General features: G+C 42.2%; 7 protein-coding genes, 2 tRNA genes and 3 rRNA genes. 4 read left to right on the top strand and 8 right to left on the bottom strand.

All coding sequences use genetic code 11. From position 1 onward, the window contains the following. Nucleotides 1-27 precede the first annotated feature (27 nt). Complete coding sequence (locus BFL47_RS19410; protein ID WP_083257283.1) at nucleotides 28-249, bottom strand: VF530 family protein; 222 nt, start codon at nucleotides 247-249, stop codon at nucleotides 28-30. A 235-nt stretch (nucleotides 250-484) separates the two neighbouring features. Here BFL47_RS19410 and efp point away from each other — a divergent pair, with 235 nt between their 5' ends. From efp to BFL47_RS18680, 3 genes are all read left to right on the top strand, one after another. After that, a complete protein-coding gene (gene efp / locus BFL47_RS18690; RefSeq protein WP_069661315.1) occupies nucleotides 485-1,045 on the top strand; it encodes an elongation factor P in 561 nt (186 codons plus the stop codon). 433 nt (nucleotides 1,046-1,478) lie between these two features. Further along, a complete protein-coding gene (locus BFL47_RS18685; protein WP_069661314.1) occupies nucleotides 1,479-1,760 on the top strand; it encodes a transposase in 282 nt (93 codons plus the stop codon). Further along, nucleotides 1,757-2,602 (top strand): IS3 family transposase, encoded by an 846-nt coding sequence (locus BFL47_RS18680; protein WP_139125875.1) that lies wholly within the window; start codon nucleotides 1,757-1,759, stop codon nucleotides 2,600-2,602. The genes BFL47_RS18685 and BFL47_RS18680 overlap by 4 nt, the downstream gene beginning before the upstream one ends. 521 nt (nucleotides 2,603-3,123) lie before the next feature. On the opposite strand, the gene BFL47_RS18675 is transcribed toward BFL47_RS18680, so the two are convergent. Both BFL47_RS18675 and BFL47_RS18670 read right to left on the bottom strand, forming a co-directional pair. Then, the gene (locus BFL47_RS18675) at nucleotides 3,124-4,002 is read right to left on the bottom strand and encodes a 3-keto-disaccharide hydrolase (protein WP_069661312.1); all 879 of its coding nucleotides are present in this window, start codon (nucleotides 4,000-4,002) and stop codon (nucleotides 3,124-3,126) included. A gap of 192 nt (nucleotides 4,003-4,194) precedes the next feature. Then, complete coding sequence (locus tag BFL47_RS18670) at nucleotides 4,195-4,923, bottom strand: superoxide dismutase (RefSeq protein ID WP_069661311.1); 729 nt, start codon at nucleotides 4,921-4,923, stop codon at nucleotides 4,195-4,197. Nucleotides 4,924-5,903: 980 nt separating this feature from the next. Here BFL47_RS18670 and BFL47_RS19895 point away from each other — a divergent pair. Next, a complete protein-coding gene (locus BFL47_RS19895; protein WP_170827358.1) occupies nucleotides 5,904-6,071 on the top strand; it encodes a hypothetical protein in 168 nt (55 codons plus the stop codon). Nucleotides 6,072-6,098: 27 nt separating this feature from the next. On the opposite strand, the gene rrf is transcribed toward BFL47_RS19895, so the two are convergent. The 5 genes from rrf to BFL47_RS18645 all read right to left on the bottom strand — a co-directional run bounded on the left by rrf (nucleotide 6,099) and on the right by BFL47_RS18645 (nucleotide 11,633). Further along, nucleotides 6,099-6,210: ribosomal RNA gene (gene rrf, locus BFL47_RS18665) — 5S ribosomal RNA — on the bottom strand. 291 nt (nucleotides 6,211-6,501) lie between these two features. Then, nucleotides 6,502-9,418: ribosomal RNA gene (locus BFL47_RS18660) — 23S ribosomal RNA — on the bottom strand. Between the two features lie 252 nt (nucleotides 9,419-9,670). After that, nucleotides 9,671-9,744: transfer RNA gene (locus BFL47_RS18655), tRNA-Ala, on the bottom strand. A gap of 99 nt (nucleotides 9,745-9,843) precedes the next feature. Beyond that, nucleotides 9,844-9,917: transfer RNA gene (locus tag BFL47_RS18650), tRNA-Ile, on the bottom strand. A gap of 196 nt (nucleotides 9,918-10,113) precedes the next feature. Then, nucleotides 10,114-11,633: ribosomal RNA gene (locus BFL47_RS18645) — 16S ribosomal RNA — on the bottom strand. The 16S, 23S and 5S rRNA genes sit together here with 2 tRNA genes alongside, the layout of an rRNA operon. Between the last annotated feature and the right edge of the window lie 161 nt (nucleotides 11,634-11,794).

Genomic DNA, 11,794 nt, shown 5'->3' with positions numbered 1-11,794 from the left:
TGATAGGTTTCAGGGATTGTAGATTTGTTATGCCTGAATAGTTGCCTTTTTAACATATAGTTCCTCGACTTTCTGCCTTGCCCATGGTGTTCTTCTCAGAAATGTCAAACTCGATCCAATAGAAGGATTACTGACAAAACAATTGATCCGAACCAGTCTGGCCAGCTCATTCCATCCGTATTGCGATACCAAACTATTTAAGATCACTTCAAGCGTTTTACCGTGTAGTGGGTTATTCTTTTGCTCCATTTAATACTAATTTCTCCATTATGCTTTATCCATATTTCTTCCATAGAAAGAGTTATTTGAAATAATGCATGATTTATTTGTCCAAAGTTACGATTTTTCATCTTAGCCAATATTCTGATTTGAGGAGGATTATCTATAATTTGAACAATATTGAATAATGAATAAATTTCAGACATATCGATCACATATATAAAAAAGCACCTATCTTTGGGCTCAAATTTTACAATTATATTTTATGGCAAAAGCATCTGAAATTAAAACGGGAAATACTTTACGTTACAATGGCGAACTGGTAACAGTTACAGAATTAGTGCATCGCACACCAGGTAAAGGTGGAGCTTTTTACTTAGGAAAATTTCGTAACATTAAAACCGGAAAAATTGTAGAAGCGCGTTTAGCAACTGACGAGCAGGTTGAAATTTGCCGTGTAGAAAGTAACGATTATCAGTATTTATATGAAGAAGGAAGTGATTTTGTAGTCATGGATAATGTTTCTTTTGAGCAGTTTAACATTCCTAAATCACTGTTTGGAAACTCTGCTAAATTTCTAAAAGAAGGAATGAATGTAATCGTTTCTTTCGAAAGTGAAGAACCTATTATTGCTCAGGCACCTAACAGTGTAGATTTAGAAATAACCTATACGGAACCAGCTGTAAAAGGGGATACTTCTTCAGGAGCACAAAAATATGCTACTACAGAAACAGGGATTGAGATAAAGGTACCTTTGTTTGTGAATCAAGGTGATAAGATAAAAATAGACACCCGCACAGGAGAGTATATTGAGCGTGTGAAATAGTTTTAAAATAAAAAAAACGGCTAATAGAAATATAAGCCGTTTTTTTTATTTTATAGTTAACCTTACCGAATTTTAGAAGGAGCCATTCCTAAATCATTTTTATACGTAAAGGAGATAAACATGAATACTTATGTGTCCTTTTTGTCGTACAACACTCTGTAAATTGTCTTATATGGCTTTTAATATTCTGGAAATGCAATGCTTGTTGGCGGGCTTTTGTTACTTATTGTTTTAGCCTGCTACTCCAGCAAAATATTTCCTATTGTTTTTTGAGGCTGGCATTTGTTTTAACGCGGTCTTTTGGGACCAAGTTTGGAGATTTAGTTACCAAGTAACACATAATAAAGGCAGACCTGGTTTGGTCACTATTATAATACTCCCCAAAATTAGGTCGGTAAATTAAGGTATAAAAAAACCGTAAATTTAAAGACATATGAAAAAGGTCAGCAGGAAGAAATTCAGTGCAGAATTCAAAGCAAAAGTAGCGATAGCAGCAATCAAAGAGCAACAGACAGTAGCAGAGCTGGCTGTTTTATATGATATCCATCCCACGCAGATAGCCACCTGGAAAAAGCATTTTCTGGATAATAGTTCTGCTTTGTTTGCCGAAAAACAAAGCGATAATAAGGAAAATGACGCCAATGAGTCCCGATTATATGAGCAGATCGGCAAGCTTCAGATGCAGAACGATTGGCTAAAAAAAAAGTTATTATGAAGTGTAGCCTGCCGGAACGAAGAATGATGGTCAGTAAAAGTGGAACGCTTAGTATAACCGATCAATGCGGAATGCTTGGGATTCACCGATCAGGCTTTTATTACGTCCCGGAGGGAGAGAGTGCCCTTAATCTGGTGCTGATGCAATTTATTGATGCCTATTTTCTTAAACATCCTCATACAGGAGTGGTGACACTTTGTGCTTATTTGTGCCTGAGTGAAGGTTTTACCATCAATGTCAAGCGCGTACGCCGGTTGATGCGCCTGATGGGGCTTATGGCCATTTATCCAAGCAAAAAGCTGAGCGTCCCTGATCAGGGTCATACCCTTTATCCTTATTTGCTCCGGGGCCTTCAGATTGAAAGAGTCAACCAGGTGTGGCAAACGGATATCACGTATATTCCCATGAAAAAGGGCTTCATGTATATGATGGCTGTTATTGATGTTAAAAGCCGTTATGTCCTGCACTGGAGTGTTTCCAATACGATGGGTGCTGCCTGGTGCACAGCGGTCCTGAGTGAAACCATTGCTTTATATGGAAAACCGGATATCCTGAACACGGATCAGGGCAGCCAGTTTACCTCTCATGAGTTTCAAAAGGTATTGACAGATCATGAAATACAGATATCTATGGATGGTAAAGGAAGGGCCCTTGATAATATTTACATTGAAAGATTTTGGCGTAGCCTGAAGTACGAACATGTGTATTTAAAACCGGCAGAGGATGGATTAGAGCTATTCAAGGGAATACAGGTCTATATCAATTTCTATAATAAAGAAAGGAGGATTAAGTCTTTAAAAAGGCACACACCGCAAGAGAGTTATACACCTATAGCGGCATAAGAGAAAAAAAGAAAAACAAGAGAAGAAAAAGGTGTGGAAATGTGGAAAACTCTAAGAAGAGTTTACAACATTCCCACACCTCAAGCAACAACAATAATATTGAATAATTAACTTTGTACAAATTATTGTCCTAACAATGGGGAGTACATTACTAAATATCGCTAATTCTTTTTATTGTACCTATTTATTTTAATCATTAATAAAATAACTTAAGTTAATAAGAAACCCATATTGAGAAAAAGCCAAACTACCTGGTCTTAATTCTTATTACAGTAAAAAGTAAGCTGGTAATTTCAATTGTATCCTGGTCTGATAAAATAGAATGAATTAAAACTTCGTACTAAATCACAGAAAGATGTTTAGGTATCGAAAAACTGGTCAATTCGTGATGTCTTCATTGAAGTGTCGAAAATTTTTGAAGTTGACAAAATCTGATATTACATTGACCCCGAAGTTACGCGGGTTAATGAGGCATTTATCGAAGATATTAGAAAAATTTTTAGTACAAGCTCGTTGTAACATCACTTAAAATAGGCTTCATATTCCGCAGGCAAATACTTAAGCTCAGTTATCATAACATCCTTATAATATGTTTCGGCAGCCTCACTTTGCAGCTGTATCCTCCCTTTAGTAAGAGGGAACGATTTACCGTTCTCTATATAGCGTGAATTTTGTAGTACCATTATCACGTGACCGTTTACAATATGCAAACTTTTACCTTCAAAACAAATAAGATCTACTTGGGTCCATTCGCCGGAAGGGCTTTCATGGTTTTCTTTACGTAGACAAAAACCGTCTATACCAGTACCTGTTCCTATAGGCAGGAATGGTTGCTTTTCATTAGCAACAGGGTTCATTATTCCTTCAGATATAAATGACCTCACATCTATCGCTGAGTTGGCAATATTCCAGTAATCTCCAATGTGGCCTTCCATCAACTGAAACTCCTGTGCTAACATCCAGGAACGCCAGTAGTCAGCACCATGCTTACCAATCGAATGGTATAAAATGCCAGAATCCTTCAGCTTATCAGTACGTGGTACCCATTTTTTTGAGCCCCATTTTACTTTAGCCTTTAAGTGATAATTCGCATACTCAGCTTTGGTAAAAATACATCCATAGATTTCACCACTAACTCTTAAAACCGGCTCGCCTTTTTCTTCAATTACCGTAAATACATGATCTGTATTTTTGTTCAACCCAATGGGCTGTATTTGTTCCCCTTTGTCGTTAACTGGAATTTGTCCTTTATAATCAGTTTTATGGTGATAACTTAAATATATTTCCCACTGTGAAAGGTTTTTATCCAGCAAATTTTTCCATTCAGGACCTTTAGTAAATCCAGATAAGACATTAACAAGCAGGCTAATAAATATTAGGTTGACAAATGGTTTAGTCATGAATAAAAAGTTTACAAAGTAAATTTAAACAATTTTATAATTTGAATAGAAATAATACAAATCGGTTCTTTCCTTAACAATTATAAGAAAAAGTTATAGGAATCAATCTTTAGTAATAAACACTAACTTCTCAAAGTATCGGACAAATATCTGACCATTTCAGAAGTTAGTTAATTTAAATTAATTCCAGGCTCAAACTAGCCGTTTCTCCACTTCTTTCCAATTGACCACATTCCAAAATGCAGTAATATATTCGTTGCGTTTATTCTGATATTTCAGATAATAGGCATGTTCCCAAACATCAATGGCGAGCAGTGGTGTTCCTTTCACAGAGACATTATCCATTAGTGGGTTGTCTTGGTTAGGTGTACTAACAATCTTCAACTTTCCTTTATCGGAAATTAACCATGCCCAACCAGAGCCAAACTGTCCAAGCGCAGCCTTTGAGAATTCAGCCTTGAAAGTATCAATCGAACCGAAAGCACCTTCAATCGCTTTCATTAATTTTCCTTCAGTAAGTCCTGAAGAAGGAGCCATTGATGCCCAAAAAAAATTGTGATTCCAAGCTCCTCCTGCATTGTTTCTTGCCTTGGGAGACATTCCTGTGGAATGAGCAAAAAATTCAGCGGCATTAGCATAGCTAAGATTCTCTGCTGTGATGGCTTCGTTGACATTTTTGATATAGGTCGCATGATGCTTGGTATAGTGGATTTCCATAGTCAGCGCATCAATTGAAGGTTCCAGTGCATTATAAGGATATGGCAGGAGAATCTGAGAAAATAAAAATGGTTTTAAATGAACGTTATCGTTAGTCTCAGCAGAAAATGCGTTCAGCGATAATCCGCCTACACTACCAACAGTCAACGCACCTGCAGCAGCTACAGCCATCCCTATAAACTTTCTTCTTTTAAGTGTTTCCATAGTTAATGATCTAATAATTTATATTGTTTTAATAATTTAGATGTAATGGCAATCCTTATAAATAAATATACTACTATTCACAGCAACCCTTAACACCTTTAATTAAGTTAAGCTAATTATGACAATTATGTTAAAATTAGTCACCCTTTACATTGACATAATGATCAGTCATAAAATCAACGTTTTATTAAATTAAATCGTATACTTCCTATAATATCTCAACATTTTCATTGAATTGGTAGTATTATATAACACCCAATTGTGTCTGGAAGTATCCTTCTCAAGCCTAGCAAGTGATTTTAATCAACTTTTAACCAACAATCAACTAATTCATTCACATAAAACCAGTCGATTGTATGCAGAGTGTTAAAGAACTAAACCGCATCCCAGCCTAATTCCTTGATTTTCTCCCCTTGAATCAGCAAGTTTAATAAATCTTTTGGTTTAACGGCAAAGATGCGCATTGAAGATTGATTTAAAATATTCACCCTACCTACATCGTATTTAGAATGATATAAACTTAAATTACTAAGTTTAAACTGTCTTGTGATGCGCTGATCGGCCTGAAGATTGATTTAAATTTGTACCAGGCCGAACATTCCTGTCCATCTCTACAATCCCGGTACAATAATTCCGTTATGTGCCAAACCAGAAATGGGTTACTTCTTCCTTCCTACCGAACCCGGTACCTGCGCTATAGACGATTCTACCCGCTCCCGATCCAGCCCTTATTACTAAGCTGCTTCCGAATAAACCAATTCATATCCTTTCCAGAATGAAACCGTTCCTCTTTTTATTGCTTAAATATAGAAAGGGTATTCAAAGGGTACGATTGTTAACCTGTATCTTCTCATATCTTCTTAAATAAAGATGCTTTTGCCTGATCCTGCTCAACGAAGCTCCTTCCAAAAACCATTACTGAAGTCCAAGAGGAGGAAGCGTGGTCTGGAATACGGAGTGGTTTTTATCAGAAAGATATTATGGATACTAATTTAGTTGAAATAAATACGGTAAGGACGATCGTCGCTGAATCAGCATTCAGGACGATAAACATGCAGGATATAAAAGGAGCTTCTGATTTCTTTTATGCTGTAAAAGCTCATCTACGCTTCAGCACAAAAACCTATAGACGCAAAAAAGCCCGGTAGTACTGAAACTACCGGGCTGATTAAAGTATTTGGCACCGACCTACTCTCCCACATGTTACTGCAGTACCATCGGCTCTGGCGGGCTTAACTTCTCTGTTCGGAATGGGAAGAGGTGGACACCGCCGATATAGGCACCTAAATAAGGTGTAAACGCGCTTAGGCTATTGCCCTTGCTTGACACCGCCGATATAGGCACCTAAATAAGGTGTAAACTGGTCTGGATCTTTTTATGTATATTCTTGTATACTGATCCAAACTCGTTTAATATCGTCATCGATTGCTCGATTTTTATTCATTATATCATCAAGTTTTAAAGTATAGTGTTAAAAGTGATTACATATTGCTATGCTTTCCCTTCTAACGCTTGCTTTTAAACTTTTAACGCATTGAAAGAAGTCTTTGAAAACAGGTTAAACTTACAGAACCATTGCTGTTGAAAGATTCGGGTTATTAGTACTACTCGGCTATGATGTTACCACCTTTACACCTGTAGCCTATCAACGTGATAGTCTCTCACGACCCTATGTGGAAGTCTCATCTTGTGGCTAGTTTCGCACTTAGATGCTTTCAGCGCTTATCTATTCCAAACGTAGCTACTCTGCAGTACAGCTGGCGCCATAACAGATTCACTAGAGGTTTGTCCATCCCGGTCCTCTCGTACTAAGGACAGCCCCACTCAAACTTCCTACGCCCACAACAGATAGGGACCGAACTGTCTCGCGACGTTCTGAACCCAGCTCGCGTGCCACTTTAATCGGCGAACAGCCGAACCCTTGGGACCTTCTCCAGCCCCAGGATGTGACGAGCCGACATCGAGGTGCCAAACCTCCCCGTCGATATGAGCTCTTGGGGGAGATCAGCCTGTTATCCCCAGCGTACCTTTTATCCTTTGAGCGATGGCCCTTCCATGCAGAACCACCGGATCACTATATCCGTCTTTCGACCCTGCTCGGCTTGTCTGCCTCACAGTCAAGCAAGCTTATGCTATTGCACTCCGCGTACGGTTACCAAGCGTACTGAGCTTACCTTTGAAAGCCTCCGTTACCTTTTTGGAGGCGACCACCCCAGTCAAACTACCCACCAAACAATGTCCCCCTGTTTAGGGGTTAGACACCGGATACAGAAAGGGCGGTATTTCAAGGTTGACTCCACGATAGCTAGCGCCACCGCTTCGTTGCCTCCCGCCTATCCTACACATCCTGTACCCAATATCAATGTTAAGTTGTAGTGAAGGTGCATGGGGTCTTTCCGTCCCGTTGCGGGTAACCGGCGTCTTCACCGATACCACAATTTCACCGAGCTCATGGCTGAGACAGCGCCCAGATCGTTACACCATTCGTGCAGGTCGGAACTTACCCGACAAGGAATTTCGCTACCTTAGGACCGTTATAGTTACGGCCGCCGTTTACTGGGGCTTCGATTCAATGCTTCTCCTTTAACAGATAACATCCCCTCTTAACCTTCCAGCACCGGGCAGGTGTCAGGCCTTATACCTCATCTTTCGATTTTGCAAAGCCATGTGTTTTTGTTAAACAGTCGCCTGGGCCTTTTCACTGCGGCCTCCATTGCTGGAGGCGCCCCTTCTCCCGAAGTTACAGGGCCATTTTGCCGAGTTCCTTAGCCATGATTCACTCGAGCACCTTAGGATTCTCTCCTCGACTACCTGTGTCGGTTTACGGTACGGGTTTCTTTAACCTGAAGCTTAGCGGGTTTTCTTGGAAGTCTGATTACCTGCTCTATCTACTTACCCGAAGGCTCGCAGTACTATTGGGTTTCAGCTAAACTCACGGATTTGCCTGTGTGTCTAATACCTACGCCTTTTAACGATCTATTCCGTCAGATCGCGGCAGTGTCACTACTCCGTCTCCACATCGCAGTTAAAGAAAGTACTGGATTATTAACCAGTTGTCCATCCACTATCCCCTTCGGGTTCGCGTTAGGTCCCGACTAACCCTGATCCGATTAGCGTTGATCAGGAAACCTTAGTCTTTCGGTGGGCGGGTTTCCCTCCCGCCTTATCGTTACTTATGCCTACATTTGCTTTTCCAATCACTCCAGCACTGCTTACGCAATACCTTCTCTGTTATTGGAATGCTCCCCTACCACTGAACTTGCGTTCAATCCATAGCTTCGGTATACCGCTTAATGCCCGTTTATTATCCATGCCCGATCGCTCGACTAGTGAGCTGTTACGCACTCTTTAAATGAATGGCTGCTTCCAAGCCAACATCCTAGCTGTCTGTGCAATCGGACCTCGTTAGTTCAACTTAGCGGTAATTTGGGGACCTTAGCTGATGGTCTGGGTTCTTTCCCTCTCGGCGCGTGACCTTAGCACCCCGCGCCTCACTGCTGATCATATTTTATAGCATTCGGAGTTTATCTGGATTTGGTAGGATTTGACTCCCCCGCACCCAATTAGTAGCTCTACCTCTATAAAACTTAATATCAACGCTGTTCCTAAAAACATTTCGGGGAGTACGAGCTATTTCCCAGTTTGATTGGCCTTTCACCCCTACCCTCAAGTCATCCGGAAACTTTTCAACGTTTATCGGTTCGGTCCTCCAGTACCTGTTACGGCACCTTCAACCTGCTCAAGGGTAGATCACAAGGTTTCGCGTCTACCTCCTCTGACTGTACGCCCTATTCAGACTCGCTTTCGCTTCGGCTGCGTGGCTGAACCACTTAACCTTGCCAGAGAAGAGTAACTCGTAGGCTCATTATGCAAAAGGCACGCCGTCACGGAACTAGTCCGCTCCGACCGCTTGTAAGTACACGGTTTCAGGTTCTATTTCACTCCCCTGTTCGGGGTTCTTTTCACCTTTCCCTCACGGTACTGGTTCACTATCGGTCTCTCAGGAGTATTTAGCCTTACCGGATGGTGCCGGCAGATTCCCACAAGGCGTCTCCGACCTCGCGGTACTCAGGATACCACTATCCTACACTCCGACCTCGCGGTACTCAGGATACCACTATCCTATGCTCTCTTACGTCTACGCAGCTATCATGCGCTATGGCCAGGCTTCCCATCCTGTTCGACTTCAATCACATATTCATGTTGTGGTCCTACAACCCCGGCTATGCCGTAACATAGCCGGTTTGGGCTCTTTCCCTTTCGCTCGCCACTACTCAGGAAATCATTATTATTTTCTCTTCCTATGCTTACTTAGATGTTTCAGTTCGGCACGTTTGCGCTATTGCAACTAGTCTTCAACTAGTTAGGTTTCCCCATTCGGAAATCTGCGGATCAATTCATATTTGCTAATCCCCGCAGCTTATCGCAGCTTATCACGTCCTTCATCGCCTCTGAGAGCCAAGGCATCCCCCGTGTACCCTTTCTTACTTTCTTCTTCCTATACTGCTTTTGCTCAGTATGGAATGCTTTGTTATAAGTGTATTCCGGTTTTCGTTTCTTTGGCCCAGTCTCCCTATATTTCCTTGCGTACTTTACAGTTATCCTATGCTAATAGCCAAAAACCTATACAACTTATTCTGTTGTTTTCTTGTTTTCAATTACTTCTTCCAATATGTCAAAGAACTTTTTATACAGGCTCTGTTTCTATGCTCCCTTTCGGTTGCTTTTCACAGTCTTTGTACAAACGTGGAGAATAACGGATTCGAACCGTTGACCCCCTGCGTGCAAGGCAGGTGCTCTAGCCAGCTGAGCTAATCCCCCGTTTGATGATTATTTAGATCCCTTCGGTTATTTGGTTGGACATTGACAATCGATGTCTTTATTCCTTCCCCCTCTGGTTTCCTTTGTTTCCGTTTATTGTAGTCCCGAGCAGATTTGAACTGCTGACCCCTACATTATCAGTGTAGTGCTCTAACCAACTGAGCTACGGGACTGGATGATGTTGAAGTTGCCTCCCTTATCTGTCTTTCCGTGCTTGTTGTTTGCTTTCGGGCTTATTCTATATTACTATAGCTTTTCGCCTTAATCCCTGTTTTGCACTACCCACCTGACCGGCTCATCTTCTGGGTTCCATCTTGTGTGTCATTAAGAAATTATCTGTAGTATAACGGGTGTTGATCCAGCCTCTAGAAAGGAGGTATTCCAGCCGCACCTTCCGGTACGGCTACCTTGTTACGACTTAGCCCCAGTTACCGGTTTTACCCTAGGACGCTCCTTGCGGTTACATACTTCAGGTACCCCCAGCTTCCATGGCTTGACGGGCGGTGTGTACAAGGCCCGGGAACGTATTCACCGCGTCATTGCTGATACGCGATTACTAGCGAATCCAACTTCATGAGGTCGAGTTGCAGACCTCAATCCGAACTGTGAATGGCTTTATGAGATTGGCATCCTGTTACCAGGTAGCAGCCCTCTGTACCATCCATTGTAGCACGTGTGTAGCCCCGGACGTAAGGGCCATGATGACTTGACGTCGTCCCCTCCTTCCTCACTGTTTGCACAGGCAGTCTGAATAGAGTCCCCACCTTAACGTGCTGGCAACTATTCACAGGGGTTGCGCTCGTTGCGGGACTTAACCCAACACCTCACGGCACGAGCTGACGACAGCCATGCAGCACCTAGTTTCCTGTCCCGAAGGACGCTCCCATCTCTGGGAACTTCAGTAACTTTCAAGCCCGGGTAAGGTTCCTCGCGTATCATCGAATTAAACCACATGCTCCTCCGCTTGTGCGGGCCCCCGTCAATTCCTTTGAGTTTCACCCTTGCGGGCGTACTCCCCAGGTGGAATACTTAACGCTTTCGCTTAGACGCTAACTGTATATCGCTAACATCGAGTATTCATCGTTTAGGGCGTGGACTACCAGGGTATCTAATCCTGTTTGATCCCCACGCTTTCGTGCCTCAGCGTCAATCTCACTTTAGTAAGCTGCCTTCGCAATTGGTGTTCTGTGACATATCTATGCATTTCACCGCTACTTGTCACATTCCGCCTACCTCAAGTGTATTCAAGCTCCTCAGTATCAAAGGCAAGCTTACGGTTGAGCCGCAAGTTTTCACCCCTGACTTAAAAAGCCGCCTACGCACCCTTTAAACCCAATAAATCCGGATAACGCTTGGATCCTCCGTATTACCGCGGCTGCTGGCACGGAGTTAGCCGATCCTTATTCTTACCGTACGTTCAGCTGCTCTCACGAGAGCAGGTTTATTCCGGTACAAAAGCAGTTTACAACCCGTAGGGCCGTCTTCCTGCACGCGGCATGGCTGGTTCAGGCTTGCGCCCATTGACCAATATTCCTTACTGCTGCCTCCCGTAGGAGTCTGGTCCGTGTCTCAGTACCAGTGTGGGGGGTCATCCTCTCAGATCCCCTAGACATCGAAGTCTTGGTGAGCCGTTACCTCACCAACTAACTAATGTCACGCATGCCCATCTCGATCCTATAAATATTTGATTATAATATGATGCCATATCACAATGTTATGCGGTGTTAATCCGGATTTCTCCGGGCTATCCCCCTGATCAAGGTAGGTTGCATACGCGTTACGCACCCGTGCGCCGGTCTCTGGGTTGCAAGCAACCCATACCCCTCGACTTGCATGTATTAGGCCTGCCGCTAGCGTTCATCCTGAGCCAGGATCAAACTCTCCATTGTAATGAAGTTTTGTTCTCTGACCCTATTTTATTCAAATAGAATCGTTTTGTATTAATGCTATTCGCTGAATCAACTAGGTTATTTCTCTGTTATCATTTGTGTTCTAACGGATAACCTTCGTTACCCGTTATACTACTAGACATTTCTTTTAAAGAACTTTT

It is taken from the genome of Arcticibacter eurypsychrophilus, from assembly GCF_001730525.1.
Classification (GTDB): Bacteria; Bacteroidota; Bacteroidia; order Sphingobacteriales; family Sphingobacteriaceae; genus Arcticibacter; species Arcticibacter eurypsychrophilus.
Note: the sequence above shows the minus strand (reverse complement) of the source record. Positions and strands in the feature narration are given on the sequence as shown.

What these genes read in the sequence shown, in the direction of transcription:
- BFL47_RS19410 (WP_083257283.1), bottom strand. Translation starts at nt 249, where the DNA reads ATGGAGCAAAAGAATAACCCACTACACGGTAAAACGCTTGAAGTGATC.
- efp (WP_069661315.1), top strand. Translation starts at nt 485, where the DNA reads ATGGCAAAAGCATCTGAAATTAAAACGGGAAATACTTTACGTTACAAT.
- BFL47_RS18685 (WP_069661314.1), top strand. Translation starts at nt 1,479, where the DNA reads ATGAAAAAGGTCAGCAGGAAGAAATTCAGTGCAGAATTCAAAGCAAAA.
- BFL47_RS18680 (WP_139125875.1), top strand. Translation starts at nt 1,757, where the DNA reads ATGAAGTGTAGCCTGCCGGAACGAAGAATGATGGTCAGTAAAAGTGGA.
- BFL47_RS18675 (WP_069661312.1), bottom strand. Translation starts at nt 4,002, where the DNA reads ATGACTAAACCATTTGTCAACCTAATATTTATTAGCCTGCTTGTTAAT.
- BFL47_RS18670 (WP_069661311.1), bottom strand. Translation starts at nt 4,923, where the DNA reads ATGGAAACACTTAAAAGAAGAAAGTTTATAGGGATGGCTGTAGCTGCT.
- BFL47_RS19895 (WP_170827358.1), top strand. Translation starts at nt 5,904, where the DNA reads ATGGATACTAATTTAGTTGAAATAAATACGGTAAGGACGATCGTCGCT.